Origin of the sequence: Stutzerimonas stutzeri, from assembly GCF_019090095.1 — a bacterium.
Lineage (GTDB): Bacteria > Pseudomonadota > Gammaproteobacteria > Pseudomonadales > Pseudomonadaceae > Stutzerimonas > Stutzerimonas stutzeri_AN.
In genome coordinates this window covers 688,445-714,600 of sequence record NZ_JAGQFP010000001.1, presented here as the reverse complement: position 1 = coordinate 714,600, position 26,156 = coordinate 688,445, and the positions used below count along the sequence as shown (strand labels likewise).

Below are 26,156 nucleotides of genomic sequence, written 5' to 3'. Positions count from 1 at the left end.
GGTCATAGCGCCTAGACGCGCGGCGCTGACCATACCGCTTCGGCGTTTGCCGGCGATCACGGTTATGCCGGAACCCTCGTTTTCACCCTTTAAGGAACGACAGATGAGTCTCGATCCCCATGCAGGACGCCTCCCGGACGAACACACCCTGACCAACATCCCGCGGCTGATTTCGCGCTATTACAGCGAGCGGCCCGATCCATCCGATCCGGCGCAGCAAGTGGCGTTCGGTACATCCGGCCACCGCGGCTCGTCCCTGAAGACCAGCTTCAACGAATGGCACATCCTGGCCACCACCCAGGCGATCTGCGACTACCGCCGCGAGCAGGGCATCACCGGTCCGTTGTTCGTCGGCATGGATACCCATGCGCTGTCCGAGCCGGCCTTCGTCTCGGCCCTGGAAGTGCTGGCGGCCAACGGCATCGAGACGCGCATTGACGCGGGTTGCCCCGAAACCAATGGCGAGCCGGGCTACACGCCGACCCCGGCGATCTCCAACGCCATTCTCGAATACAACGCAGGTCGCAGCAGCGGTCTGGCCGATGGCATCGTCATCACGCCGTCGCACAACCCGCCCGCAGACGGCGGTTTCAAGTACAACCCCACCAACGGCGGCCCAGCCGATACCAATGTGACCAAGTGGATCCAGGAACGCGCCAATGCGCTACTGGCCGCCGGGCTCAAGGGCGTCGAGCGGATGGATTACGCCCGCGCACTCAAGGCACCGACCACCCAGCGCTTCGATTTCATCGACAGCTACGTGGGCGGGCTGGATCAGGTGATCGACCTCGAAGCGATTCGCAACTCCGGCCTGAAGTTCGGCGTCGACCCGCTGGGCGGCGCCGGTGTGCACTACTGGACGCGCATCGCCGAGCGCTACGGATTGCCGCTCGAGGTGCTCTCGACCCGAGTCGACCCGACCTTCCGCTTCATGCGTCTGGACTGGGACGGCAAGATCCGCATGGACTGCAGCTCGCCGCACGCCATGGCCGGGCTGATCGAGAACAAGGACCGCTTCGACGTGTCCTTTGCCTGCGACACCGACCATGACCGCCATGGCATCGTGGCGCGCTCGGTGGGGCTGCTCAACCCCAACCATTACCTGGCCGTGGCCATCGAATACCTGTTCACGCATCGCCCCGAGTGGAACCCTGGCGCGGGTATCGGCAAGACGTTGGTCTCGTCTTCGATGATCGATCGTGTGGCCAAGGGTATCGATCGCAAGGTGGTCGAGGTGCCCGTGGGCTTCAAGTGGTTCGTCGACGGTTTGATGGACGGCAGCCTGGGCTTCGGCGGCGAGGAATCTGCTGGCGCGTCGTTCCTGCGCAAGCAGGGCGGGGCCTGGTCCACTGACAAGGACGGCCTGATCCTCGGGCTGCTGGCGGCGGAAATCACTGCCGTGACGGGCAAGGACCCGGGCGAGCGTTACCAGACGCTGACCGAGCGCTTCGGCGCGCCGGTCTATCAGCGCATCGATGCACCGGCCAACCGGGAACAGAAGGCCAAGTTGGGCAAGCTATCGGCGTCTCAGGTTACGGCCGGGGAACTGGCCGGCCAGCCGATCACCCAGATCCTTACCGAGGCGCCGGGCAACGGTGCTGCCATCGGCGGGCTCAAAGTCGTGACCGATAACGGCTGGTTCGCCGCGCGGCCCTCCGGTACCGAGGATGTCTACAAGATCTACGCCGAAAGCTTCGAAGGCGAGGCGCACCTCAAGCGCATTCAGGAAGAAGCGAAGGCGCTGGTCGACGGCGTGCTGAACGGCTGACGAACGAACCATCGGCCCCCGGGAGCGAGCCCGCCCGCGATATCGCTGGGCGGCCCGGCAGGTGAAACTCCGCGAGCCTGGGTAAGGCGCTGCGCCAGTGGAGACGCAGCGCCGCCTCGCGAGCGAGCCCGCGCGTTATGCGGGTTCGGTCTGGCGCATGGAGTCGCGGGCCGAAAACCGCTCCTGGAAGGCGGTCAGCGCCGGGAATTCGTTGCGCCAGTAGAGTTCGGCAAAGCGAAAGTCCAGATAGCCCAGCGCACAGGCGACACCGATCTGCGCGATGTCCAGCGGGCCTTGCAACGGCGCGGCGCTGTCTTCCAGCGCACGCAGGGCGCGGCGCACCTTGCCGAGCTGGCCGTCGAGCCATTCGTCCCACTGGCGTTCGGCCGGGCGCATTGCCTTCTCGTAGCGCGCCAGCACGGCCGCATCCATTAGCCCGTCGGCCAGCGCCGCCAGGCGCAAGGTAGACCAGCGCCTGGGCGCGTCGGTGGGAAACAGCCGTACGCCGTCGTGCAGGCTGTCGAGGTATTCGCATATCACCCGGCTGTCATACAGCGCTTGGCCGTCGTCCAGCATCAGTACCGGGATCTTGCCGAGCGGGTTGGCGGCGTTGACTCGCTCGTTGAGGGCCACGGGCATGACTGAGGTCTCGACAGGCTCGAGCCGGTCCATCAGCCCGTTTTCGATGGCGAGTACCCGGACTTTGCGGGCGAAGGGCGAGGCGGGGGCATAGATCAGTTGCATGGGCGGGTCGTCTCCAGAGGACGGGGCTGCGTTGGCCGGCGAACCGGTTGGGTGGCATTGAGCATAGCCAACCGGTGATAGCGGGTGAACAAAGCCGCGCGGGATGGCCGCGCGACGGGATTTTCAGTCGTGACGCAATACCGCCGCTCGGCGGGCTGTCCAGCCAGCGGGACAGGCTGCGTAACGCCATGTTTACTTTGCTGAGCATGTCCAGCCTGGCGGACATGTAGGGCGGGTCTTGCGCGCGGCTCGACACGGCCGTTGACCAGGCATCGCGCGGTTGCGCCTGTTTTTTCCGGCGACTCTGCACTCTGGCACGGCTTTCGCTGGTATCCGGTGGTCTCGCTCGCCATCCCTTGCGCCGGGACGCGATGCCCGCGCCGGGCACGACCAGAACAACAAGGAATATCCCATGACCGCCTTACCCCTATCCCTTCGTGGGCGCTGCCCCAGCCGCTATCTACCGCTGGCCTTGGTTCCGCGCGGCGTCCGTTGCGACAGCCGCTATGCTGAAGGACAGCCAGGCGCGGATCGCTCCGCGCTGCTGGCCTCTCCACCAAGCCATTGGAGCTCGACATGATGTTGAAAGGCAGGACTGCGCTGGTCACCGGCTCGACCAGCGGTATCGGCCTTGGGATCGCGTGCAAGCTGGCCGAGGCGGGTGCCAACGTGATGCTCAACGGCTTCGGTGACGTCGACGCCGCGCTCAAGTGCGTCTCGGCGTATGGCTCGCGGGTAGCGCATCACCCGGCGGATGTGTCCGATGTGGACCAGATCGCTGACCTGGTCGCCCAGACCGAGCGCGAATTCGGCGCGGTGGACGTACTGGTCAACAACGCCGGGATCCAGCACGTCGCCCCGGTCGAATCCTTTCCCGTCGAGCGCTGGGACAGCATCATCGCGATCAATCTGTCCTCGGCTTTTCACACCATGCGTTTGGCCCTGCCTGGGATGCGTGAGCGCAACTGGGGGCGAATCATCAATGTCGCCTCGGTCCATGGTTTGGTGGCCTCGGCGCAAAAGGCCGCCTATGTGGCGGCCAAGCATGGCCTGGTGGGCCTGACCAAGACCGTCGCGCTGGAAACCGCGACCACGGGCGTCACCTGCAACGCACTCTGTCCCGGCTGGGTGCTGACGCCGCTGGTTCAACAGCAGATCGACAGCAAGGCGCAGGCCCACGGTGATCCGCTCCGCGCGACCCGTGAGTTGCTGATGGAAAAGCAGCCTTCGCTGGACTTCGTTACGCCCGAGCAGCTGGGTGAATTGACGGTGTTCCTGTGCAGCGATGCGGCGCGCCAGGTGCGTGGCGTTGCGTGGAATGTCGATGGTGGCTGGTTGGCGCAATAAGAGCCGTCGCCTGACGTCAGCGGCCTCGCCCTGAGTTGTAGGGTGCGGGTTGGTATGGCGGCGGTCTCGCGCCGGTTTGTAGGGTGGGCTTCAGCCCACCAGAGGTTCCGGTGGCAGCAACAGACTGGGTAGGTTGTGAGAAACCAGGTGCCACGCGGTGGGCTAAAGCCCACCCTACGGGTGCGGGTTGGTATGGCGGCGGTCTCGCACCGGTTTGTAGGGTGGGCTTCAGCCCACCAGTGGTTCCGGTGGCAGCAACAGGCTGGGTGGGTTGTGAGAAACCAGGTGCCACGTGGTGGGCTAAAGCCCACCCTACGGGTGCGGGTCGGTATGGGGGCGGTCTCGCTCCGGTTTGTAGGGTGGGCTTCAGCCCACCAGTGGTTCCGGTGGCAGCAACAGACTGGGTAGGTTGTGAGAAACCAGGTGCCACGCGGTGGGCTAAAGCCCACCCTACAGGTTGATGGTTACGTGCGGGTCGCTGGCGCTACCGCTCGCTCAGTCCGTGCAATTGCAGCTTCGAATACAAGCTGGCGCGCGAGATGCCCAGCTCGGTTGCCGCCCGACGACGGTTGCCTTTGCAGGCGAGCAGGGCGGTCTGCAGGGCGCGGCGCTCGGCCTGGGCCACGCTTTCGGCCAGGCGCTGCAAGGGTGCGTTGGCTTCTGCCATCGGCTCCACAAAGCTTGGCTCGGTCGGCGAAAGAGCGGCCTGTGGTGGGGCGACGCTCTGCGTGCCCAACAACGGCGTGAAATAGCGCGCCTCCAGCGGCGTTCCGTCAGCGCTTAGCTGGGCTCGTTCGAGCAGATTGCCCAGTTCGCGAACGTTGCCCCGCCACGGCTGGCTGCACAGTAAAGCAATCGCGCTTGGCGCCAGTTCCATCGGCGGCTGGCCGGAGCGGTTGGCGATGTCGTCGAGCAGGTGTTCGATCACGGCGGGTATATCGGCGGCGCGCTCGCGCAGTGGCGGGACCTTCAAGGCCAGCACGTTGAGGCGGTAGTAAAGGTCGTCGCGGAATTCGCCTGCGGCGACCTTGGCTTCCAGATCGATGTGCGTGGCCGCAATCACCCGCACGTTGAGTGGTTTGACCTGGTTGGAGCCCAGCGGCTCGATTTCTTGCTCCTGCAGCACGCGCAGGAGTTTGGCCTGCAGCGCCAACGGCAGGTCGCCGATCTCGTCGAGAAACAAGGTGCCGCCGTTGGCCACTTCGAACTTGCCGATGCGCGCCTTGCGGTCGGCGCCGGTGAAGGCACCGGGCGCGGTACCGAAGAGTTCGGCTTCGACCAGGGTTTCCGGGATCGCCGCTACGTTGACTGCCACGAAGGGGCCATTGGCACGCGGCGACAGGTTATGAATGCCCTGGGCCAACAACTCCTTGCCGGTGCCGGTTTCGCCGCGGATCAGCACCGTGGCGTCCAGCTGCGCGGCGCGTCGTGCCTGGCGCTTCACTTCGCTGGCGGCCGGGCTGCTGCCGATGAACCCGGCAATGGTGTAGCGCGCCCGGCGGGCCTTGGCCAGTTCGTTCTGGGTCGCGACCAGCTGGGTCTGCAGGATGTTGAACTTGGACATCAGCGGCTTGAGGTGCTGCGCGCGGTCGAACAGCACGAAACCCAGTGCGCCGACCAGGGTGCCGTCTTCGTCGCGCAGCGGAATGCGCGTCACCACGAAGTGTTCATCGCCGAAGGCCATCAGGTCGAGCATGCTCGGCAGACCGCTGTCGACGACCTCGCGCAGACGGCTGGCCGGCAATACCTCCTCGACTTCCTTGCCGAGCACGCCGCGCGGATCGCTGATGCCGATCTTCTCGGCGTACTTGTCGTTGATCCAGACGATGCGCGCTTGGCGGTTGACCGCGATGGTGCCTTCGCACTGCGCGTTGAGGTGGTCGAACAATAACGGCATCGCCACGGCGCGAAAGCGCTCGGGGGAGACGCCGATCACCAGGCCGTCATGGTCAAGGTCGTTGCGTGCAATTGCCATGGAAAAGCTCAATCCTGATGGGATCGCCCGATTATGGGAGGCGCCGGCTGCTCGGGGCAAGGCAGCCGGCATGCCAGCCGGGCTAAGACGCCTACGCGAGGCGCTTGTTACTGCGCGTACACCTCGTTGGGCAGCCAGGTGGCCAGTGGCGCGAAGAAGAACACCAGCGCCAGCCCCAGCAGTTGAATCAGGATGTACGGCAGCACGCCCAGGTAGACATCGCGCGTGCTCACCTCAGGCGGGCAGACACCCTTGATGTAGAACAGCGCGAAGCCCACGGGCGGCGTCAGGAACGAGGTCTGCAGGCAGAGCGCGAAGAGGATCGCGAACCACAGCGGATCGACGCCCATGGAGAACAGCACCGGCGCCACCAGCGGCAGGATGATCAGGGTGATCTCCACCCAATCCAGGAAGAACCCCAGCAGAAACGTGATGAACAGCACCGTCAGCAGGACGCCGGTCTGGCCGAAGGGCAGCCCGGTCAATGCCGCGCGTATCACGTCGTCGCCGCCCAGGCCGCGCAACACCGCGGCGAACACCGTGGCGCCGATGAAGATGCCGAAGATGAACGCCGAGGTGCGGCTGGTCTGGTAGAGCGCTTCCTTGAGCACCGCGAGGTTCAGCTTGCGGCTGCAGGCCGCCATGATCACCGCGCCGACGGCACCCACCGCCGACGCCTCGGTGGTGGTGGCGATACCGAAGAAGATCGAGCCCAGCACCGCGAGGATCAGGACGAACGGCGGCACCACAGCCCAGAACACATCGAGCAGCGCGCGCCCGTCGAGCTTCGAGCGGTTGGCTGGCGCGGGGGCGAAGTCCTTCTTCAGCCAGGACACGATGACGATGTAGAGGATGTACATCAGCGCCAGCATCATGCCGGGAATCAACGCACCCATGAACAGCTTGCCCACCGAGGCTTCGGACGTGCCCAGGCGGTCGGCCATCAGGACCAGCATGATGCTGGGTGGAATCAGGATGCCCAGGGTGCCTACCGAGCAGGCGGTACCGACGGCCAGGCTCTTGTTGTACTTGGCCTGCAGCATGGGGCCAACGGAGAGCATGCCGAGCAGCGCCACCGACGCGCCGACGATCCCGGTGGACGCGGCGAGCAGGATGCCGACCAGCACCACAGTCACCGCGTAGCCGCCGCGCAGCGGACCGAGCACGCGTACCAGGCTGTGCATCAGCCGCTCGGCGATGCCGGAGCGGTCGAGCATGATGCCCATGAAGATGAACAGGGGCAGGGCGACCATCAATTCGTTGGCGACAATGCCGTAGATGCGCGCATCGAGCACGCCGATGGTGCCGTCCCAGGTGAACCAGAGATCGGCGTCGAAATATTCGACCAGTACATGGCCGAATACGGCGAACAGCAGGCCGATGCCGGCCAGGGACCAGGCCACCGGGAAGCCAAGCAGCAACAGGCCCATGAAGGTGGCGAACATGCTGATGACGAGAATTTGTTCCAGACCCATGATTACGGCTACTCCATCAGGGCTGCGAATGGCCGCGGTCGCGGGCATGCGTCGGGGCCGTGAAGACCCGAGGGAAATTGAACAGCAGCGTGCTGCAACGGCTGGCCCGTGACAGCAGGGCGATCGCCAACAGCGTCAGGCCGAGCGGCAGTACGCTCTTGAAGATGAAGCGATGCGGCAGGCCGCTGGGCGCCTGGGAGCGCTCGTTGTAGAGGAAGGCCTGGTAGGCGAAGGGCACCAGCGCCTCGACCATCATCACCACGACCGGCAAGGCCAGGAATGCGATGGCCAGCAGTTCGATGATCGCCTGGCTGCGCAAGCTGAATTTCTCTCGCAGCACGTCGACGCGTACGTGATCGTCGCGCACGACCCCATAGGCCAGGGCAAGCATCAGGGCGGCGCCGAACAGGTGCCAGGACAGCTCCTCCAGCGCGATGGAACCGCGCGATAGCACGAAGCGGCTGAACACGTTGGTCAGCACCACGGCCAGTACCAGCAGCCAGATCCAGGCGCTGGCTTCGCCGATCGCAACCAGCGCCCGGTCCAGCCAGTAGGACAGTCGGTTGTGGGGCAGGGCATCCGCCTGGGCGGCGGGTACTGCGTCGTTAGGGGAAACGGGATGAGCGGACACGGCCACCTCGGAGATCCGAAATTGAGGAATACAGGTACGACCTGGTCGTGCGGTCCGAGGCCCGGCAGGCGGGTCGGGCTCGTTTGGGCGGAGGGGCGCGCAGCGAAACCGCTAGCGCTGCGCATCCTGTCCGCTCAGTCGAGCCTTGGAAGAGCCCCGCCTTGGGGCATCAGGCCTGACGCTTCGATCAGTCGTACTTGTAGAAGTCGCGCGGCAGGTAGCCTTTGCTGTGCCAGATGGAATGATGCTTCATGAAGTCGCGCTGGCTGGTCAGGACGCGGTTGAACATCTCGTCCTTCGCGGCGATCTCGTCCAGCACTTCGTTGGTCACACGCTCCAGTTCGCGCAATACCGGCTCCGGCAATACCTGGGCCTTCACGCCCTGCTTCTCGTAGTCGCGCAGGGCAGTCGGCTGGGCCCACTCGCTTTCGGCAAAACCTTTGAGCGTGGCCGATTCGCAACCCATCTCGATCAGCGCGCGGCTTTGCGGCTCCAGCTTGTCCCACACGCCCTTGTTGACCAGCAGGTGCGAGGTGGTCAGTGTCTGGTGCCAGCCCGGCATGATGTAGTTTTTGATGATCTGGTCCAGGCCCAGCATCTTGTCGATCGCCGGCTGCGAGAACTCGGTGGCATCGATGGTCTTGCGCTCGAGCGCCTGGTAGATCTCGCCGCCCGGAATCATGGTGACCGAGGCGCCGAGTTTTTCCAGGACCTTGCCGCCGATGCCGGCGAAGCGGATGCGCAGGCCGTCGAAGTCTTCCAGCTTCTCCACCGGTTTGGCGAACCAGCCGGCGCCTTCCGGGCCGATGATGCTGCACAGCATCGGATGAATGTTGCGCTCGGCGTAGATTTCCTCGAGCAACTTCTTGCCGTCGCCTTCGTAGTACCAGGCCAGGTATGCCGGCGGTTCCATGTTGAAAGGTGCGCCCGAATACAGCGGCAGGGCTGGAATGGTGCCCTGGTCATAGCCGATCCAGGTATAGCCGGCCGGGTACTTGCCGTTGCTCACCGCATCCATGATCTCGAACGGCGGTACCAGTTCGCCGGGCTCGTAGTAGCGCAGCTGGATGTCGCCACCGGAGATGGCCTTGAGCGACTCGGACAGGTGCTTGATCGGGGTGGTCAAACCGACCAGATGCGAGGGGAACGCCAGCGGGACCTGCCAGCGGACCTTCTCGGCGGCGGTGGCATTGGCGCTTACCAGCGTCGCGCTGAGCAGGGTGGTGGCGCCGATGGCGCAGGCGAGGCGGGTGAGCTTCTTGGTAATCGACATTACAGATTCCTTTTTTGTTGTTTTGGTATGCAGCCCGGTCATCTAGCCGGGACGCGGAATGAGCCTGCCGCAGCGTGCTCGTTCCGACAGGGTTCTGAGCGTTGCCGCTATTGCTTAGCAGGTTTTGTGCCGGGGTTTGGCAAGCTTATGAAAGCCCGATTCTAGAGCGGTTCAAACGAAAGCTGTAAGCGCCTTCATCCAGAAATCTGGACATAACAAAAGGGATCGGGGCTGCATGTCCAGGATTCTGGAGTCATGTCTTTTTATTGAGACACTGCGTCAGCTTGTCGCCGGGTCGCAGTCGATGCTGTCGAACGCCAAGCGAGCCGGCTCGCCCGTGGTGGCACGCTCCGTTACTGCTGCTGTCCCATCAAGGGAACACGACGCCGAACAGGAGGATGCATGTCGATCGAGGCAGATTTTTCATTGCTCGAATCACTGTTGCTCGCCCGTGCCCCGGGTGGTCAGGAAGAAGAGGTACGAGCGGTGTGTCGCGGCGAGCTGGAGGCAAGCTGCGATGAGGTGTGGCTGGACACCGCCAACAACCTGGTGGGGGTAATTCGCGCCACCGGTATCGCACGCGAAACCGCCCAATCGCGTGCCATTCGGGTCATGGCGCACCAGGATGAAATCGCCATGGTGGTAAAGCGTATCGGCGAGGACGGTCGCCTGCATGTCGTCGCATTGGGTGGCGCCTTTCCCGTCAACTTCGGCATGTGCCCGGTCGATGTGATGGGCGAGACGGATACCCTGCCCGGGGTGCTGTCGTTTGGAACGATGCATGGCACCTCTGAGTCGGCCCAGTCGAGGCATATTCTCAGTGGCGACGTGCAGTGGGCCGACGTTCACGTGATCACCCGCCGAACCCAGGCTGAACTGGCGCAGAAGGGGGTTCGGCCTGGCACGCGCGTGGTGCTGAGCCAACACTGGCGGCGGCCGTTCCGGGTGAACGATGCCATCGCTGCGCACTTTCTCGACGATCGGGCGCCGGTGGTTGCTGCGCTGCGGGCAGCCGAACAGCTCGCTCAGCACAAGCAGGATCTCGAGCAAGACGTCTATTTCGTCCTGACAACCAACGAAGAAGAAACCAACTCCGGCGCTCAGTATGCCGCGAGAACCCTGCCGGGCTCCGTCTGCATCGCCCTGGAAGTAGGTCCCATAGCCGAGGAATACGGGACCCGGCTGTGCGCCGATCCGATCATCCTCACCGGCGACGAGAAGGGGTTGTACACCAAGTCGATTTCCGACGATCTGCTGGCGGCCGCCGTTCGCTGTGGCTATACACCGCAACCGGCGCTGATGCCGGGATTCGCCTCCGATGCCAGCGCGGTGCTCGGCTCCGGCTCCTCGCCGCGGGCCGGATGCCTGGCCATGCCGACCGAAAACACCCATGGCTACGAACTGATCACCAACGATGCGATGCAGGCCTGCACCCGCACGCTGGTGGCGTATCTGCTGGAGAACAATGCGCGCTGATCGGGCGGTCCGCTTCGCAGTGGCGGCACTATACGGATTACAGACTGTAGGTGGGCTAAAGCCCGCCCATCGGCTGCGGGTCGGGCTTGGGCTCTGGCGGGTGGCGCAAGGCACGGCGGGTGGCGGCGTTGCGCATTCGCCCACCGCTAGGGTGGGCTGAAACCTGGGTTTGCCAGCCTCAGCTGGCTGCCTTGTTCACGGTCGCTTTCAATGCGGTCAGACAACGTTCCTCGGCGGTGTCCAGCTCCAGCTGCATCTGCTGGATATCGAGCAATTGCTGTTCGAGCTGCTGTCGGCGCTCGGCGATCATGCCGAGCATGATGTTCAGCTGCTTCTGGTTGCCGGCCTTGGGATCGTAGAGCTCGATCAAGGTTTTACATTCGGCGAGGGAAAAACCGATGCGCTTGCCACGCAGGATCAGCTTCAGGGCAACGCGGTCCTTGGGGCTGTAGATGCGCTCCTGGCCGCGGCGGGTCGGCGATAGCATGCCCTGTTCTTCGTAGAAGCGAATCGCGCGGGTGGTGATATCGAGCTCGTTGGCCAAATCGGAAATGCTGTAGGTCTGCTTTGCCATGAAAGTATCCAGTCTTGCCTGTCCACCCGCGGCTCGCGAGGCGTCGGTCGCACGTCGTCACGGTTGCGGTATTTGTTTAGCGTCAAGGCTACACGCTGCGCTGGCCCGATGCCCAGTGGCTTCTGGCCAGCGCCGGTGGCATCAGCGCCGAATCACGCAGCCTGTCGCTTCCTGGATCTGCTCGAAGCTGACCCCGTCCGCCAGCTCGACCAATGTCAAACCTTGATCGGTTACATCGAGCACGCCCAGGTCGGTAATGATGCGGTCCACCACGCCGACGCCGGTCAGTGGGAGATCGCACTGCTTGACGATCTTGTGCGCACCTTTCGCGGTGTGCTCCATCAGCACCACGACGCGCTTGACGCCCGCCACCAGGTCCATCGCGCCGCCCATGCCCTTGACCATCTTGCCGGGGATCATCCAGTTCGCCAGGTCGCCTTTCTCCGAGACCTGCATGGCGCCGAGAATCGCCAGGTTGATATGGCCGCCGCGGATCATGCCGAAGCTCATGGCGTTGTCGAAGAAGGCGCTGCCGGGCAGGGCCGTCACGGTTTGCTTGCCGGCGTTGATCAGGTCCGGGTCGATCTCGTCCTCGGTGGGGAAGGGGCCGATGCCCAGCAGGCCGTTCTCGCTCTGTAGCCAGACGTCCATGCCTTCGGGAATGTAGTTGGCGACGAGCGTCGGCAGGCCGATGCCCAGATTGACGTAGAAGCCGTCCTGCAGCTCCTTCGCGGCGCGCTGTGCCATCTGTTCACGTGTCCAGGCCATGATCAACTCCTCACCGTACGTTTTTCGATGCGCTTCTCGGCGTTCGGGTTGTGGATGATGCGCTGCACGTAGATACCCGGCAGGTGAATCTGGTCGGGGTCCAGTTCACCGGTCTCCACCAGATGATCGACCTCCACCACGCACACCTTGCCAGCCATGGCGGCGAGCGGGTTGAAGTTGCGCGCCGTCTTGTTGAAGACCAGGTTGCCGGCCTTGTCCGCCTTGAAGGCCTTGACCAGCGACACGTCGGCTTGCAGCGACTCTTCCATGACGTACCACTCGCCCTTGAACTGGCGGGTCTCCTTGCCCTCGGCAATCAAGGTGCCGTAGCCCGTGCGCGTGAAGAACGCGGGAATACCGCAACCGGCCGCACGCAGTTTTTCGGCCAGGGTGCCTTGTGGGGTGAATTCCAGTTCCAGCTCGCCCGCCAGGTACTGACGCTCGAACTCCTTGTTCTCGCCGACGTAGGAGGAAATCATCTTGCGCACCTGGCGCGATTCGAGCAGCAGGCCGAGGCCGAAACCATCGACGCCCGCATTGTTGCTGATCACCGTGAGGTCTTTCTTGCCGGTGTCGCGCAAGGCCGCGATCAGCGCTTCGGGGATGCCGCACAGGCCGAAGCCGCCGACCGCGAGGGTCATGCCGTCCTCGACCAGACCGTCGAGCGCCTGCTGCGCGTTGGGGTAGATCTTGTTCATAAGTGCCTCTCTGGTTGTTCTGACCTGTGGCGCTGAACGTTACAGGTGCCGCTTTACGTGGGAGGCCCGACCTCGGGCCGAAGCTTTGCGCTTCAGGCGGACCTGCGGTCCGCATCGCCGCGAGGGCGCGCCTCCTACAACAAAGCGCGGTTTCAGCCGGCGCTGCGGGCCCGTGCGACGCGTGAGCCGTTGGGGCGGCCCAGTACATCGCTGATGCGTTGCCCGGCGGCGATCAGCCGGTTCAGGTCAACGCCGGTCTCGATTCCCAGACCGCCGAGCATGTAGAGCACGTCTTCACTGGCGACGTTGCCACTGGCGCCCTTGGCATACGGGCAACCGCCGAGCCCGGCGACGGAGCTGTCGAAGGTGCAGAGGCCCTCTTGCAGGCTGGCGTAGATATTGGCCAGCGCCTGGCCGTAGGTGTCGTGGAAATGCCCGGCGAGCTTGTCACGCGGCACCTCGCGGCTGACCGCTTCGATCAATTGGCGGGTCTTGCCGGGTGTCCCGGTGCCGATGGTGTCGCCCAGCGATACTTCATAGCAGCCCATGGCGAACAGTTCGTGGGCGACATGCGCCACCCGTTTGGGGTCGACCTCGCCTTCATAGGGGCAACCCAGCACACAGGAGACGTAGCCGCGTACCTGGATGCCGTTCTCCCGGGCGCTGGCCATGAGCGGCGCGAAGCGTGCCAGGCTTTCCTCGATGGAGCAGTTGATGTTCTTCTGCGAGAAGGCCTCGGAGGCGGCGCCGAACACCGCGACCTCGCTGACACCGGCTTCGATCGCCGCTTCCAGACCTTTCAGATTCGGCGTCAGCGCGGCGTACGTGACGCCCGCTTTCTGGCGGATCTGCGCGAAGACGTCGGCCGATCCAGCCATCTGCGATACCCACTTAGGCGAGACGAAGCTGCCGACCTCGATGTAGCGCAGGCCGGCCGCGGTGAGGTCATCGACCAGGCGCACCTTGTCCGCCACGCTGATTGGCTGCTTTTCATTCTGCAGACCGTCGCGCGGGCCGACTTCGACCAGCCGGACCTGTTTGGGCAGACTCATATGTCCTCCAGGGGGTGACGCTTGGCGTGCTTCACCCGTGTCGTTGAATTGTGCCGCTGTCGGTGGGCTCACGCCCACCCTACGAAACCTGCATGTGTTCACCGTAGGGTGGGGTGCGCCCACCGATGTCGCTGTGTGTCAGCCGAGGCGTCCGGCTACCGGCGCAAAACCTGCGGCGTTTCCATCCTGCGGCCTTGCGTTCCTGCGTAGGGTGGACAACGGCGAAGCCTTGTCCGCCTTTGTGCATCCGCTACGCCTCTTCCATTTCCAGCAGTACCGCGCCTTCGTTGACCATTTCACCTTCGGCGCAGAACAGGCTTTTGACCACCCCGGCCTGCTGCGCACGAATGCTGTGCTCCATCTTCATCGCTTCCAGCACCACCAGTGTGGCACCGGCTTCGACCTGCTGCCCGGTCTCGACCAGCACACGAACGATGCTGCCGTTCATGGGCGCGGTCATGCCGCCGTGGTGCTGGTGGCTGGCCTCGACTTCAGCGATGGGGTCGAACGCCGTCACGGCCTGCAATTCGCCGTTCCACTCCAGATGCAGGGTGCCGCCCTGCCGGGTCGCCTTCGGCCTGCGCATCGCCTCGCCCGCGGCGGGTTGGGATGCGCCCGCCGTATCGATGCGTACGAGCCGGTTCTCACCGTTGCACTGCAGGTGAATGCCGATCCGCGCCGGCATCCCGAACCGCAGGCCATCGCGTCTCGCCCAGGGCGAGTGAATGTCGTCGTTGCGGACCTTGGCAGGCTCGGTCTGCACGTAGAGCTCGCCGGCCAGTTGCCAGAACGCATCGTCCAGCGCGCCTGGCTTACGCATCAGCTCGGCTTCGTGTCGAGGGATGAAACCGGTGTCGAGCTCGGCCGCGGCGAAGGCGGGATGACCGATGACGCGGCGCAGGAACGCCAGGTTGGTGCGCACGCCGCCGACGCCGGTTTCCTCCAGCATCGCCAGCAGCCGCAGGCGCGCTTCCTCGCGGTTCTCGCCCCAAGCGATCAGCTTGCCGAGCATCGGGTCGTAGAACGGTGAGATCTGGTCGCCTTCGGCCACGCCGCTGTCGACACGGCGGCCAGGCCCGGCGCTGGACTCACGGTAGAGATCCAGCGTGCCGGTGGCTGGGAGGAAGTCGTTGTCCGGATCCTCGGCATACAGCCGCACTTCGATGGCGTGACCGCTGAGCGGCACCTGATCCTGCGTGATCGGCAGCGGCTCGCCGCGGGCGACGCGAATCTGCCAGGCGACCAGATCCAGGCCGGTGATGGCTTCGGTAACCGGATGCTCGACCTGCAGCCGGGTATTCATTTCCATGAAGAAGAACTCGCCGCGTGCATCGAGCAGGAACTCGACCGTGCCGGCACCGACATAACCGATGGCCTGCGCCGCCTTCACTGCCGCTTCGCCCATGGCGCGGCGCAGCGCTGGTGTGAGGCCCGGCGCTGGCGCTTCCTCGACCACTTTCTGGTGCCGGCGCTGGATCGAACAGTCGCGCTCGTTGAGATACAGGCAGTTGCCGTGCTGGTCGGCGAACACCTGAATCTCCACATGACGCGGCTTGAGTACGTATTTCTCGACCAGCATGCGCGAGTCGCCGAACGACGACTGCGCTTCGCGCTGGGCCGATTGCAGCGCTTCGGCGAGGTCGGCCTCGCGCTCGACCACTTTCATGCCCTTGCCGCCACCACCGGCGGTGGCCTTGAGCAGCACTGGGTAGCCGATCTTTTCCGCGGCGAGGCGGAAGGTTTCCACGTCCTGCGCTTCGCCGTGATAGCCCGGCACCAGCGGCACGCCGGCTTTCTCCATCAGGGCCTTGGCGGCGGACTTGCTGCCCATGGCGTCGATGGCCGAGGCGGGCGGCCCGAGGAAGATCAGGCCGGCATCCTCGATCGCGCGAGCGAAGTCGGCGTTCTCGGAGAGGAAGCCATAGCCCGGATGAATCGCCTGCGCACCGCTGGCCTTGGCGGCGGCAATCAGCTTGTCGATCACCAGATAACTGTCGGCCGGCTTGGCGCCGCCGAGATCGATGCGAATGTCCGCCTCGCGGGCATGGCGCGCGTCACGGTCGATGGCGCTGTGTATGGCAACGGTGGTCAGGCCCATGGCCTTGGCGGTGCGCATCACGCGGCAGGCAATCTCACCGCGGTTGGCGACCAGGAGGGTGGTAATCATTGTTGTGGCTCCTGCGTGCCCTTGAGTGGGTTTCCCCTCACCCTAGCCCTCTCCCCAGAGGGGCGAGGGGATGGCGGAGTGAGGCGAAGGGATGGTGTGGTTTGGTAGCGGGCTGCGCGCCTGGCCAGATGAGATACCGCAACGGTGGTCAAGCCCATAGCCTTGGCGGTTCGCATCACGCGGCAGGCGATTTCGCCGCGGTTGGCGGCCATGCGATGTGTGATCATTGTTGTGGCTCCTGCGCAGTCCGGAGGCCGTTTCCCCTCACCCTAGCCCTCTCCCCAGAGGGGCGAGGGGACGACGGAGTGAGGCGAAGGAATGGTGTGGTTTGGTTGTCAGCGGCCTGCCGGGTTGACGCAGCAGGCCGAGCGTCGTGGACCTCGCTGCATGGTGCGCTTTGGCTTTTTCGCTGCAACTGAATGGCGCGCACATCGCCGCAAGCCGCCATCACGCTCCAGCTCCCGCACGGCCAAACCCCCTCGCCCCGCTGGGGTGAGGGGGCGGTGTTCCAGGCAAGCCCGGTCATCAAGCGCTTCCCAGCCACGCCGGCCTGCGCTTTCCTTGGAAGGGTTTCAGTCAGTAGACACACACGACGGCTTGTTCGATCTAACGGCATTGCCCAAGCATCGCTGCAAGCCGCCATCTCGCTCCAGCTCCCGCACGGCCAAACCCCCTCGCCCTGCTGGGGAGAGGGCTGGGGTGAGGGGGCGGTGTTCCAGGCGAACCCGGCCATCAAGCGTCCCCCAGCCAGGCCGGTTTGCGCTTTTCCAAAAAGGCATTGAGCCCTTCCTGGCCTTCCGGGCTGACGCGGATTCGGGCGATGGCGTTTTCCGTGTAGCGACGCAGTGCAGGGCTCACCGAGGCGCTGCTGGCTTCGCGCAGCAAATCCTTGCTGGCACGCATGGCCTGCGGGCTGTTGAGCATCAGGTTATCGAGCCAGCCGTGCAGGGCGTCGTCCAGTTCGGCGGCGGCATAGGTTTCCGAAAGCAGGCCCAGCTCGCGGGCGCGTTCGCCGCTGAAGCGTTCGCCAGTGATGGCGTAGCGCCGTGTGGCGCGCTCGCCGATGGCCTTGACCACGAAAGGACTGATCACCGCGGGCGCCAAGCCGATACGAACTTCCGAGAGCGAGAACACCGCATCCTGGGCACCGATGGCCATGTCGCAACAGGCGACCAGCCCGACTGCACCGCCGAAGGCTGCGCCTTGCACGACCGCCAGGGTGGGCAGCTTGAGGTGGTAGAGGCTGTACATGAGTTCGGCCAGTTCGCGCGCGTCCGCGAGGTTGGCGTTGAAATCCAGCTGCGCCGATTGCTGCATCCAGGCCAGGTCGGCACCGGCGCAGAAGTGCTTGCCCCGGCCGCGCAAGAGCAGGAAGCGCAGGTCCTTGTCGGCCTGTACCTGGTCGATGGCCAGCACCAGCTCGCGGATCATCTCGGCGTTGAAGGCGTTGTTTTTTTCCGGGCGATCGAGCCAGAGCGTGGCGAAGCCGCGCGGGTCTCGTTCGAGTTGTACGGTGGTGAAATCGGTCATGACGGCAATCCTCGGTCACGGGGGAGGCGAGCGTTGCTCACATCCGGAATACGCCAAAGCGGGTCGGTTCGATCGGTGCGTTGAGACTCGCCGACAGTGCCAGGCCGAGGACATCACGCGTCTGCGCCGGATCAATCACACCGTCATCCCACAGCCGTGCGCTGGAATAGTAGGGATGACCCTGGCGTTCGTACTGCTCGAGGATGGGTTGCTTGAGCTGTTGCTCGTCCTGATCGGAAAACTGCTGCCCGCTGCGCTCGGCCTGTTCGCGCTTGACCTGGACCAGCACGCCGGCTGCCTGCTCGCCACCCATCACGCCAATCCGCGCGTTGGGCCACATCCACAGGAAACGCGGGTCATAGGCGCGGCCGCACATGCCGTAGTTGCCTGCGCCGAAGCTACCGCCGATGACCACGGTGAACTTCGGCACCTGGGCGCAGGCGACGGCGGTGACGAGCTTGGCGCCATGCTTGGCGATGCCGCCGGTCTCGTATTTTTGCCCGACCATGAAGCCGGTGATGTTTTGCAGGAACAGCAGCGGAATGCCGCGCTGGCAGGCCAGCTCGATGAAGTGCGCGCCTTTCTGCGCGGCTTCGGCGAACAGAATGCCGTTGTTCGCCAGGATCGCGATCGGATAGCCGTGCAGGTGGGCGAAGCCGCAGACCAGGGTAGTGCCGAACAGCGCTTTGAATTCATCGAACTCGCTGCCATCGACCAGCCGCGCGATCACTTCACGCACGTCATAGGGCTGCTTGGATTGCGCCGGGATTACGCCGTAGAGCTCATCACCTGCATACAGCGGCGCGCGCGGCGGGTGAGCTTCCAGCTGGCCGAGTTTTTTCCAGTTGAGGTTGGCGACGCAGCGACGGGCAATGGCCAGTGCATGTTCATCGTTCTCGGCGTAGTGGTCGGCCACGCCGGAGATCTTGCAGTGCACATCGGCGCCGCCTAGATCCTCGGCTGTCACCACTTCGCCGGTCGCGGCTTTCACCAGCGGCGGGCCGGCGAGGAAGATGGTCGCCTGATTACGCACCATGATGGTTTCGTCCGCCATCGCCGGCACATAGGCGCCACCGGCGGTGCAGGAGCCCATGACCACAGCCAGCTGCGGAATACCCATGGCGCTCATGTTGGCCTGGTTGAAGAAGATGCGGCCGAAGTGTTCGCGGTCCGGGAAGACCTCGTCCTGGCGCGGCAGGTTGGCGCCACCGGAATCGACCAGGTAGATGCACGGCAAGCGGTTCTGCTGAGCAATGGCTTGGGCGCGCAGGTGTTTTTTGACCGTCAACGGGTAGTAGCTGCCGCCTTTTACCGTAGCGTCGTTGGCGATGATCATGCACTCGACGCCTTCGACCCGACCGATGCCGGCGACCACACCGGCAGCGGCGACGTCCTCGCCATAGACCTCGTGAGCGGCCAGCGGCGCGACCTCGAGGAAGGCCGAACCGGGGTCGAGGAGGGCGTTGATGCGGTCACGCACGAGCAGCTTGCCGCGCGCGACATGGCGCTGCTGGGCCTTTTCGCCGCCGCCTTCGCTGACCTTGCCGAGCAGCGTGCGCAGGTTTTCCACCTGCTCGAGCATCGCGTCGCGATTGGCGGCGAACTCGGGCGAGCGGGTGTTGATCTGGGTGTTCAGGATGGCCATGTGAAGCCCTCGAAAATGCGCTGGAGGCTGAACGAGGAACGAGGCGGCTTTCGTAGGGTGGGCTTCAGCCCACCACACTGCACTCCGCCGACGGTGGGCTGAAGCCCACCCTACCGATATCTCGTTCTACCTCAGCTGCTTTGTCTTATTTGCTTTCGTTGAACAGCTCGCGCCCGATCAGCATGCGGCGGATCTCGCTGGTGCCGGCGCCGATCTCGTAGAGCTTGGCGTCACGCAGCAGCCGGCCGGTGGGGAATTCGTTGATGTAGCCGTTGCCACCGAGAATCTGGATCGCCTGCAGCGCCATCTGCGTGGCCGCTTCGGCGGTGTAGAGAATCACCCCGGCGGCGTCCTTGCGGGTGGTTTCGCCGCGATCGCAGGCCTGCGCCACGGTATAGAGGTAGGCGCGACTGGCGTTGAGCTGGGTGTACATGTCGGCCACCTTGCCCTGGATGAACTGAAACTCGCCGATGCTCTGGCCGAACTGCTTGCGGTCGTGGATGTAGGGCACGACTACATCGAGGCAGGCTTGCATGATGCCGACCGGCCCGCCAGCCAGTACCACGCGTTCATAGTCCAGGCCGCTCATCAGCACCTTGACGCCGCCGTTCTCGACGCCCAGCACGTTCTCTTCCGGCACCTCGACGTCATCGAAGAACAGTTCGCAGGTGTTGGAGCCGCGCATGCCGAGCTTGTCGAACTTGTTACCGCGGGAGAAGCCCTTCCAGTCGCGCTCGACGATGAAGGCGGTGATGCCGTGCGGGCCCTTGTCCAGGTCGGTCTTGGCATAGATCACGTAGGTGTTGGCGTCCGGCCCGTTGGTGATCCAGGTCTTGCTGCCGTTGAGCACGTAGCGGTCGCCTCGCTTGTCGGCACGCAGCTTCATCGAGACGACGTCGGAGCCGGCATTGGGCTCGCTCATCGCCAGCGCGCCGACGTGCTCCCCGGACACCAGCTTGGGCAGGTATTTCGCCTTCTGCTCGGGCGTGCCGTTGCGGTTGATCTGGTTGACGCATAGGTTCGAATGCGCGCCGTAGGACAGACCCACCGAGGCCGAGCCGCGGCTGATTTCCTCGAGCGCGACGACGTGTGCCAGATAGCCCATCCCGGCGCCGCCGTATTCCTCGTCTATGGTGATACCGAGCAGGCCCATGTCGCCGAACTTGCGCCACATGTCGCTCGGGAAGAGGTTGTCACGGTCGATGGCTTCGGCGCGGGGCGCCAGTTCATCGGCCACGAAACCGCGCACCTGGTCGCGGAGCATGTCGACGGTTTCACCGAGGGCGAAGTTAAGGCCGGAATAGTTCATGTGCCACCTGTTCGATTTTGTCGTTGTTCTGGTTCGACTGACGGTCGCCGTGAAACGTTGAATCGGCGTGTCCTGCAGCCTGTTGGATACCGCGTCCCGACTGTGATTTCCGATGGCGGGTGCGGTGGGTTGTCACGCTGTAACCTTTACGTTAACGTAATCCCAGTCCGGAACGACTGTCAACTCATCGATACGCCCGGATGGCAAGGCCTCATAACAAACATAAGACTGAGGAATTTCAGCATGAGTCTTCCGAGTTATACCTGCGGCCCGCAGAGCAAACCCCTGTTGGCGATGACCATTGGCGCGGCGTTCGACCGGGCGGTCGAGCGGTTCGCCGAGCGTGAGGCCCTGGTCGTGCGGCATCAGAATCTGCGCTACACCTGGGCGCAGTTGGCCGATGAAGTCGAGCGCTGCGCGCGCGGGTTGCTTGCGCTGGGCCTGCAGCCAGGCGAGCGGGTGGGCATCTGGTCGCCGAACAATGCACAGTGGTGCATTACCCAGTTCGCGACCGCCAAGATCGGCGTGGTGCTGGTCAACATCAATCCGGCCTACCGCCTCAATGAACTCGAATACGCGCTCAAGCAATCCGGCTGCCGCTGGCTGATCTGCGCCGATACGTTCAAGACGTCCGATTACCACGCCATGCTCCATGAGCTGCTGCCAGAGCTGGAACGCTCGGCGGTCGGCGCGCTGCGCAGCCACATGCTGCCGGAGCTGCGCGGCGTCATCAGCTTGTGCGACAAGCCGGTCGACGGCATGTTGTTGTGGAAGGGGCTGATGGACATGGCCGAGCAGGTCGGTCCGGAACAGCTGCGCCAGTGCAGCGAGCAGCTGCAGTTCGACGACCCGATCAACATCCAGTACACCTCCGGCACCACCGGCTTCCCCAAGGGCGCCACCCTCAGTCACTACAACATTCTCAACAACGGTTACATGGTCGGTGAGAGCCTGAAACTCACCGAACACGACCGCCTGGTCATCCCGGTGCCGCTGTATCACTGCTTCGGCATGGTCATGGGCAACCTGGGCTGCGTCACCCACGGCACCACCATGATCTATCCGAGCGCCGCCTTCGAGCCGCTCGCCGCGCTGCAGGCCGCCGCCGAAGAAAAGGCCACCGGCATGTACGGCGTGCCGACCATGTTCATCGCCATGCTCGATCATCCGGAGCGCCAGTCGCTGGACCTGAGCCATCTGCGCACCGGCATCATGGCCGGCTCCACCTGCCCGATCGAGGTGATGAAGCGGGTCATCGATGACATGCACCTGGCCGAGATGCAGATCGCCTATGGCATGACCGAAACCAGCCCGGTCTCCACCCAGACCGGTCCGGACGATGACCTCGAACGGCGCGTCACCAGCGTCGGACGTACTCAGCCGCATCTGGAAAGCAAGGTGGTCGACGAGCACAACCGCATCGTGCCGCGCGGGCAGATTGGCGAGCTTTGCACCCGCGGCTACAGCGTGATGCTCGGCTACTGGAATAACCCGGAAGCGACCGCAAGCGCGATCGACGGGGCGCGCTGGATGCACACCGGCGACCTCGCGATCATGGATGACGAGGGCTACATCAAGATCGTCGGGCGCAACAAGGACATGATCATTCGCGGCGGCGAGAACGTTTATCCGCGCGAAATCGAGGAATTTCTTTTCACCCACCCGGCGGTGGCGGATGTGCAGGTGATCGGCGTGCCGGACAAGACCTACGGCGAGGAGATCGTCGCCTGGGTCAAGCTGCACCCCGGCCACGAGGCCAGCGAGGAAGAGCTGCGCGGGTTCTGCAAGGGGCGCATCGCGCACTTCAAGACGCCGCGCCACATCAAGTTCGTCGACGAATTCCCCATGACCATCAGCGGCAAGGTGCAGAAGTTCAAGATGCGCGAAGTCAGCGTCGCTGAACTGGGCCTGGCCGAGTAACCAAGCAGTGGCGTGCCGGCCACGAGCCGGCCGCTCCATTTGCCGATCAGCAACGATACGGAGCGCTACATGGCCCAACCGATCAGTCGTTTTCCGCTCGTCAAAGACCTTTCCTCACTGCCTGCGGATGTTCGCGAGCGCATCCTCGCGGTGCAGGAGAAAGCGGGTTTTGTCCCTAACGTTTTTTTGATGTTGGCCCATAGGCCTGATGAATTTCGCGCGTTTTTTGCCTACCACGATGCTTTGATGGAACGTGAGTCCGACAGCCTGAGCAAGGCCGAGAAAGAGATGATCGTGGTGGCGGTAAGTGCCGATCATGGCTGCCTGTACTGCGTCGTGGCGCATGGCGCGATCCTGCGCATCCTGGCCAAGGATCCGCTGATTGCCGATCAGATTGCCGTCAACTACCGCACCGCGCCGATCAGCGAGCGGCAGCAGGGCATGCTCGACTTTGCCCTGCACCTGGCCGCCCAGCGTGGTGTGCTCGACGACGCCTGGCAGGCGCGGCTGGAGAAGCTGGGCTTCACGCTCGGCGATATCTGGGACATCGGCGCGATTGCTGCGCTGTTCGGTTTGTCCAACCGCCTGGTGTCGATGGCGCGGACGCCGCCCAACGACGAGTTTTATTTGCTGGGTCGTGTGCCCAGATCTGCCGCGAGCTAAGCGGCAGCCACGAATTTATCGCGTGACGCGGTAGATATGAGCCCGGCAGGAGCAGGTCGGGTTCACAGCTGCATCAACCAAGACAATAACAAGAGAGATACCTATGCAACTGAAACCCCTGAGCCGTTACTTCATTCTCAGCAGCCTGGCGGCGTCCGCCCTGGGCACTTCCTCGATGGTTTCCGCCGCGTTCCTCGACGACAGCAAGGCCAGCGTCGAGCTACGCAACTTCTATATGAACCGTGACTTCCGCGAGAGCGGTGCGAGCCAGTCCAAGGCCGATGAATGGGCCCAGGGCTTCATCATGAAGATCGAGTCGGGCTACACCGACGGCCCGGTCGGTTTCGGCCTCGATGCGGTCGGTCTGCTGGGCGTCAAGCTCGACTCCAGCCCGGACCGTTCCGGCACCGGCATCCTGCAGCGCGACCTGGAAACCAAGCGGGCCCAGGACGACTACGGCTCGGCCGGCCTGACAGCCAAGGCCAAGGTATCCAACACCACGCTGCATATCGGCACCCTGCAACCGATCCTGCCGGTGGTGATGCGCAACGACAGCCGCCTGCTGCCGAACACCTACCGGGGTGCCTGGTTGCAGAGCAAGGAGGTCGAAGGCCTGACGCTCGACGCCGGTAAGCTCACCGACATCAGCTACCGGGACTCCTCGGACAGCGAAGAGATGACCGTATTCACTGGCGGTGCGCGCAACATCGTGCTTGGCAGCACCAAGACCAGCGATGAATTCCTGTTCGCCGGCGGCAAATACCAGTTCAGCCCCGAGCTGACGGCCAGCTACTACTACGGTGGCCTGGACGGCATCTACAAGCAGCACAACACGCAACTGGTGCACGTGCTGCCGCTGGGTGACAACCAGAGTTTCAAGACCGACCTGCGCTATGTGCGCTCCACCGACGACGGTGGCAGCAACGTCGACAACAACGCCTTCGGCGCGCTGTTCACCTACAAGATCGGTGGCCACGGCTTTACCGGCGGCTACCAGAAGATGAGCGGCGACACCGGCTTCGCGTATATCAGCGGTGGCGACAACATGCTGATCAACCTGTTGCAGATCAATGACTTCGGTAACGAAGATGAGAAGTCATGGCAGGTTCGCTACGACTACGATTTCGCAGCCGTAGGCATCCCCGGGCTGACCCTGATGACCCGCTACGTGTCCGGTGACAACGTCAACCTGGCCGGTGGTGGCGAAGGTAAAGAGTGGGAGCGCGACACCGACATCGCCTACGTGGTCCAGAACGGACCGCTGAAGAACTTCGGCATGAAGGTGCGCAACGCCACGGTGCGCAGCAGCTTCGGCAGCGACCTCAACGAAACCCGCCTGATCCTCAGCTACACCCTGGCGCTCTGGTAAGACAGACGCCGTACCCACGCTCTCCTCGTTGATCCTTTACCGGGCCCTGTGGCCCGGTTTTTTTCAATATGTTTCACGTGCGTTGAGAGGCCGTTCGAGCCCGCGCCGTGCCTGCTATCGAGCTCAATCGGACGTTTGAAAACGACGCTTGCCTCGCGTTGCAATCGATTGTTATCGTTTACGTAAAGGTCATCCAGCGACCAGCGCCGTACCTACAACAATAATCAAAGGCTAGAGGGCACCTCATGGAACCAGAGTTCGTGCTGGAAACGCGCGGTCTGACCAAGGAATTTCGCGGCTTCACCGCGGTGGATTCCGTTGATCTTCGCGTTCGAAAGGGTCACATCCATGCATTGATCGGCCCCAACGGGGCCGGCAAGACCACCGTCTTCAACCTCCTCACCAAGTTCCTTACACCGACCCGCGGCGACATCCTCTACCGCGGCAAGTCGATCACCGCGCTCAAGGCCAACGAGATTGCACGTCTCGGTCTGGTCCGCTCGTTTCAGATCTCTGCCGTGTTCGGCCATATGAGCGTGATGGAGAACGTGCGCGTCGCGCTGCAGCAGAAGCTCGGCAATTCCTATCACTTCTGGAAATCCGAACGCACCCTGCGCACGCTGGATGAGCGCGTCATGCAACTGCTGGCCGAGGTTGACCTGGAATCCTTCGCCCAGACATTGGCCATCGAGCTGCCCTACGGCCGCAAGCGCGCGCTGGAGCTGGCGACCACCCTGGCGCTGGATCCGGTGGTGCTGCTGCTCGACGAGCCGACCCAGGGCATGGGTGGCGAAGACGTCGACATGGTCGTGGCGCTGGTCCGTCGCGCGGCGGAAAACCGCACGGTGCTGATGGTCGAGCACAACCTCAGCGTGGTCAGCCGGCTTTGCGACCGCATCACCGTGCTGGCACGCGGCGCGATTCTGGCCGAAGGCGACTATGACAGCGTCTCGGCCAACCCCGAGGTGCGCGAGGCCTACATGGGCAGCGAAGCCAACGCAGAGGAGGCTCACGCATGACGCCCATGGCCGATCGCGACCAATTGCGGGTCGATGACCTGCATGCCTTCTATGGCGAATCGCACATTCTTCACGGCGTCGACATGGTCGTCGGGCGCGGCGAACTGGTGACGCTGCTCGGCCGCAACGGTTCGGGGCGCAGCACCACGTTGCGCGCGATTATGAACATGGTCGGCCGCCGCACCGGCTCCATCGTGGTCAACGGCAACGAGACCATGGGTATTCCGGCGCACCAGATCCCTCGGCTCGGGGTGGGTTACTGCCCCGAAGAGCGCGGCATCTTCTCCAGCCTAAATGTCGAGGAAAACCTGCTGCTGCCGCCCACCGTGCGCAGCGGCGGTATGGGTCTGGACGAGCTCTACGACATGTTCCCCAACCTCTACGAGCGCCGTTTCAGCCAGGGCACGCGACTCTCCGGTGGTGAGCAGCAGATGCTCGCCATGGCGCGGATCCTTCGCACCGGCGCCAACCTGCTGCTGCTCGATGAGATCACCGAGGGCCTGGCGCCAGTGATCGTGCAGAAGCTGGGCGAGGTGCTGATCAAGCTGAAGAAGCGCGGCCTGACCATCGTCCTCGTGGAGCAGAACTTTCGCTTCGCCGCGCCCCTGGCCGACCGTCATTACGTGATGGAACACGGGCAGATCATCGAGGAAATCAGCGCTGCCGAACTGGATTCGAAAAAGGAGTTTTTGAATAGCTGTCTCGGGGTCTGACCCCGTCAGAAGGACCTGCCGGTTCGCCGTACCAACCGGT

Annotated in this window: 20 protein-coding genes and 3 pseudogenes; 8 read left to right on the top strand and 15 right to left on the bottom strand. The window is 63.9% G+C overall.

All coding sequences use genetic code 11. From position 1 onward, the window contains the following. The first annotated feature begins 103 nt into the window (after nucleotides 1-103). On the top strand, nucleotides 104-1,768 hold the full coding sequence (pgm, locus tag KVO92_RS03010) for a phosphoglucomutase (alpha-D-glucose-1,6-bisphosphate-dependent) (RefSeq protein ID WP_217474200.1): 1,665 nt from the start codon (nucleotides 104-106) through the stop codon (nucleotides 1,766-1,768). A 135-nt stretch (nucleotides 1,769-1,903) separates the two neighbouring features. Here the strand turns inward: pgm and KVO92_RS03005 are convergent, their stop codons facing one another. Beyond that, on the bottom strand, nucleotides 1,904-2,512 hold the full coding sequence (locus tag KVO92_RS03005; protein ID WP_217474199.1) for a glutathione S-transferase: 609 nt from the start codon (nucleotides 2,510-2,512) through the stop codon (nucleotides 1,904-1,906). Nucleotides 2,513-3,088: 576 nt separating this feature from the next. On the opposite strand from KVO92_RS03005, the gene KVO92_RS03000 reads away from it, so the two are divergent. Beyond that, nucleotides 3,089-3,859, top strand: coding sequence for a 3-hydroxybutyrate dehydrogenase (locus KVO92_RS03000; protein ID WP_217474198.1), 771 nt, complete (start codon nucleotides 3,089-3,091; stop codon nucleotides 3,857-3,859). Nucleotides 3,860-4,343: 484 nt separating this feature from the next. On the opposite strand, the gene KVO92_RS02995 is transcribed toward KVO92_RS03000, so the two are convergent. The 4 genes from KVO92_RS02995 to KVO92_RS02980 all read right to left on the bottom strand — a co-directional run bounded on the left by KVO92_RS02995 (nucleotide 4,344) and on the right by KVO92_RS02980 (nucleotide 9,213). Further along, complete coding sequence (locus tag KVO92_RS02995) at nucleotides 4,344-5,834, bottom strand: sigma-54 interaction domain-containing protein (protein ID WP_217474197.1); 1,491 nt, start codon at nucleotides 5,832-5,834, stop codon at nucleotides 4,344-4,346. Nucleotides 5,835-5,941: 107 nt separating this feature from the next. Beyond that, on the bottom strand, nucleotides 5,942-7,309 hold the full coding sequence (locus KVO92_RS02990) for a TRAP transporter large permease (protein ID WP_217474196.1): 1,368 nt from the start codon (nucleotides 7,307-7,309) through the stop codon (nucleotides 5,942-5,944). A 16-nt stretch (nucleotides 7,310-7,325) separates the two neighbouring features. Further along, entirely contained in the window at nucleotides 7,326-7,940 is a 615-nt protein-coding gene (locus tag KVO92_RS02985) for a TRAP transporter small permease subunit (RefSeq protein ID WP_217474195.1), read from the bottom strand. A 187-nt stretch (nucleotides 7,941-8,127) separates the two neighbouring features. Then, nucleotides 8,128-9,213: a TRAP transporter substrate-binding protein gene (locus KVO92_RS02980; protein WP_217474194.1), complete on the bottom strand. Its 1,086-nt coding sequence runs from the start codon at nucleotides 9,211-9,213 to the stop codon at nucleotides 8,128-8,130. A 402-nt stretch (nucleotides 9,214-9,615) separates the two neighbouring features. Between KVO92_RS02980 and KVO92_RS02975 the strand changes: the two genes are divergently transcribed. Further along, a complete protein-coding gene (locus KVO92_RS02975; RefSeq protein ID WP_217474193.1) occupies nucleotides 9,616-10,689 on the top strand; it encodes a M20/M25/M40 family metallo-hydrolase in 1,074 nt (357 codons plus the stop codon). Nucleotides 10,690-10,867: 178 nt separating this feature from the next. On the opposite strand, the gene KVO92_RS02970 is transcribed toward KVO92_RS02975, so the two are convergent. The 10 genes and pseudogenes from KVO92_RS02970 to KVO92_RS02930 form a co-directional block, all read right to left on the bottom strand. Then, nucleotides 10,868-11,263, bottom strand: a complete 396-nt coding sequence (locus tag KVO92_RS02970) for a MerR family transcriptional regulator (RefSeq protein ID WP_217474192.1) — start codon at nucleotides 11,261-11,263, stop codon at nucleotides 10,868-10,870. A 141-nt stretch (nucleotides 11,264-11,404) separates the two neighbouring features. Then, nucleotides 11,405-12,031 (bottom strand): CoA transferase subunit B, encoded by a 627-nt coding sequence (locus KVO92_RS02965; protein WP_217474191.1) that lies wholly within the window; start codon nucleotides 12,029-12,031, stop codon nucleotides 11,405-11,407. 2 nt (nucleotides 12,032-12,033) lie between these two features. Beyond that, nucleotides 12,034-12,729 carry a CoA transferase subunit A gene (locus KVO92_RS02960; RefSeq protein ID WP_217474190.1) on the bottom strand — a complete coding sequence of 232 codons (696 nt, stop codon included), beginning with the start codon at nucleotides 12,727-12,729 and terminating at the stop codon, nucleotides 12,034-12,036. A gap of 152 nt (nucleotides 12,730-12,881) precedes the next feature. Next, complete coding sequence (locus KVO92_RS02955; RefSeq protein ID WP_217474189.1) at nucleotides 12,882-13,781, bottom strand: hydroxymethylglutaryl-CoA lyase; 900 nt, start codon at nucleotides 13,779-13,781, stop codon at nucleotides 12,882-12,884. Between the two features lie 250 nt (nucleotides 13,782-14,031). Continuing rightward, a pseudogene (locus tag KVO92_RS22895) lies at nucleotides 14,032-14,352 on the bottom strand (acetyl-CoA carboxylase biotin carboxyl carrier protein subunit); the annotation flags it as partial. Between the two features lie 3 nt (nucleotides 14,353-14,355). After that, nucleotides 14,356-15,897: pseudogene (locus tag KVO92_RS02950) on the bottom strand (acetyl-CoA carboxylase biotin carboxylase subunit); the annotation flags it as partial. 185 nt (nucleotides 15,898-16,082) lie between these two features. Then, nucleotides 16,083-16,175 (bottom strand): annotated as a pseudogene (locus tag KVO92_RS22890) (biotin carboxylase N-terminal domain-containing protein); the annotation flags it as partial. A 505-nt stretch (nucleotides 16,176-16,680) separates the two neighbouring features. Next, entirely contained in the window at nucleotides 16,681-17,478 is a 798-nt protein-coding gene (locus tag KVO92_RS02940) for a gamma-carboxygeranoyl-CoA hydratase (RefSeq protein ID WP_217474186.1), read from the bottom strand. 37 nt (nucleotides 17,479-17,515) lie between these two features. Continuing rightward, nucleotides 17,516-19,123: a carboxyl transferase domain-containing protein gene (locus tag KVO92_RS02935; RefSeq protein ID WP_217474185.1), complete on the bottom strand. Its 1,608-nt coding sequence runs from the start codon at nucleotides 19,121-19,123 to the stop codon at nucleotides 17,516-17,518. Nucleotides 19,124-19,268: 145 nt separating this feature from the next. Continuing rightward, nucleotides 19,269-20,432 carry an isovaleryl-CoA dehydrogenase gene (locus KVO92_RS02930; RefSeq protein ID WP_217474184.1) on the bottom strand — a complete coding sequence of 388 codons (1,164 nt, stop codon included), beginning with the start codon at nucleotides 20,430-20,432 and terminating at the stop codon, nucleotides 19,269-19,271. A 243-nt stretch (nucleotides 20,433-20,675) separates the two neighbouring features. Between KVO92_RS02930 and KVO92_RS02925 the strand changes: the two genes are divergently transcribed. The 5 genes from KVO92_RS02925 to KVO92_RS02905 all read left to right on the top strand — a co-directional run bounded on the left by KVO92_RS02925 (nucleotide 20,676) and on the right by KVO92_RS02905 (nucleotide 26,116). Next, the gene (locus KVO92_RS02925) at nucleotides 20,676-22,352 is read left to right on the top strand and encodes an AMP-binding protein (RefSeq protein ID WP_217474183.1); all 1,677 of its coding nucleotides are present in this window, start codon (nucleotides 20,676-20,678) and stop codon (nucleotides 22,350-22,352) included. Nucleotides 22,353-22,421: 69 nt separating this feature from the next. Further along, nucleotides 22,422-23,015: a peroxidase-related enzyme gene (locus tag KVO92_RS02920; RefSeq protein WP_217474182.1), complete on the top strand. Its 594-nt coding sequence runs from the start codon at nucleotides 22,422-22,424 to the stop codon at nucleotides 23,013-23,015. Between the two features lie 103 nt (nucleotides 23,016-23,118). Beyond that, nucleotides 23,119-24,384, top strand: a complete 1,266-nt coding sequence (locus tag KVO92_RS02915) for an OprD family porin (RefSeq protein WP_217474181.1) — start codon at nucleotides 23,119-23,121, stop codon at nucleotides 24,382-24,384. 245 nt (nucleotides 24,385-24,629) lie between these two features. Further along, nucleotides 24,630-25,403: an ABC transporter ATP-binding protein gene (locus tag KVO92_RS02910; protein ID WP_217474180.1), complete on the top strand. Its 774-nt coding sequence runs from the start codon at nucleotides 24,630-24,632 to the stop codon at nucleotides 25,401-25,403. Then, nucleotides 25,400-26,116: an ABC transporter ATP-binding protein gene (locus tag KVO92_RS02905; protein ID WP_217474179.1), complete on the top strand. Its 717-nt coding sequence runs from the start codon at nucleotides 25,400-25,402 to the stop codon at nucleotides 26,114-26,116. Before KVO92_RS02910 ends, KVO92_RS02905 begins: the two co-directional genes overlap by 4 nt. Nucleotides 26,117-26,156 lie beyond the last annotated feature (40 nt).

Bases quoted from the DNA above. Each gene is read 5' to 3' on its own strand.
- KVO92_RS02930 (WP_217474184.1), bottom strand. From the start codon at position 20,432: ATGAACTATTCCGGCCTTAACTTCGCCCTCGGTGAAACCGTCGACATG.
- KVO92_RS02915 (WP_217474181.1), top strand. From the start codon at position 23,119: ATGCAACTGAAACCCCTGAGCCGTTACTTCATTCTCAGCAGCCTGGCG.
- KVO92_RS02935 (WP_217474185.1), bottom strand. From the start codon at position 19,123: ATGGCCATCCTGAACACCCAGATCAACACCCGCTCGCCCGAGTTCGCC.
- KVO92_RS02965 (WP_217474191.1), bottom strand. From the start codon at position 12,031: ATGGCCTGGACACGTGAACAGATGGCACAGCGCGCCGCGAAGGAGCTG.
- KVO92_RS02920 (WP_217474182.1), top strand. From the start codon at position 22,422: ATGGCCCAACCGATCAGTCGTTTTCCGCTCGTCAAAGACCTTTCCTCA.
- KVO92_RS02975 (WP_217474193.1), top strand. From the start codon at position 9,616: ATGTCGATCGAGGCAGATTTTTCATTGCTCGAATCACTGTTGCTCGCC.
- KVO92_RS02905 (WP_217474179.1), top strand. From the start codon at position 25,400: ATGACGCCCATGGCCGATCGCGACCAATTGCGGGTCGATGACCTGCAT.
- KVO92_RS02940 (WP_217474186.1), bottom strand. From the start codon at position 17,478: ATGACCGATTTCACCACCGTACAACTCGAACGAGACCCGCGCGGCTTC.
- KVO92_RS03005 (WP_217474199.1), bottom strand. From the start codon at position 2,512: ATGCAACTGATCTATGCCCCCGCCTCGCCCTTCGCCCGCAAAGTCCGG.
- KVO92_RS02980 (WP_217474194.1), bottom strand. From the start codon at position 9,213: ATGTCGATTACCAAGAAGCTCACCCGCCTCGCCTGCGCCATCGGCGCC.
- KVO92_RS02910 (WP_217474180.1), top strand. From the start codon at position 24,630: ATGGAACCAGAGTTCGTGCTGGAAACGCGCGGTCTGACCAAGGAATTT.
- KVO92_RS03000 (WP_217474198.1), top strand. From the start codon at position 3,089: ATGATGTTGAAAGGCAGGACTGCGCTGGTCACCGGCTCGACCAGCGGT.
- KVO92_RS02955 (WP_217474189.1), bottom strand. From the start codon at position 13,781: ATGAGTCTGCCCAAACAGGTCCGGCTGGTCGAAGTCGGCCCGCGCGAC.
- KVO92_RS02960 (WP_217474190.1), bottom strand. From the start codon at position 12,729: ATGAACAAGATCTACCCCAACGCGCAGCAGGCGCTCGACGGTCTGGTC.
- KVO92_RS02995 (WP_217474197.1), bottom strand. From the start codon at position 5,834: ATGGCAATTGCACGCAACGACCTTGACCATGACGGCCTGGTGATCGGC.
- KVO92_RS02990 (WP_217474196.1), bottom strand. From the start codon at position 7,309: ATGGGTCTGGAACAAATTCTCGTCATCAGCATGTTCGCCACCTTCATG.
- pgm (WP_217474200.1), top strand. From the start codon at position 104: ATGAGTCTCGATCCCCATGCAGGACGCCTCCCGGACGAACACACCCTG.
- KVO92_RS02925 (WP_217474183.1), top strand. From the start codon at position 20,676: ATGAGTCTTCCGAGTTATACCTGCGGCCCGCAGAGCAAACCCCTGTTG.
- KVO92_RS02970 (WP_217474192.1), bottom strand. From the start codon at position 11,263: ATGGCAAAGCAGACCTACAGCATTTCCGATTTGGCCAACGAGCTCGAT.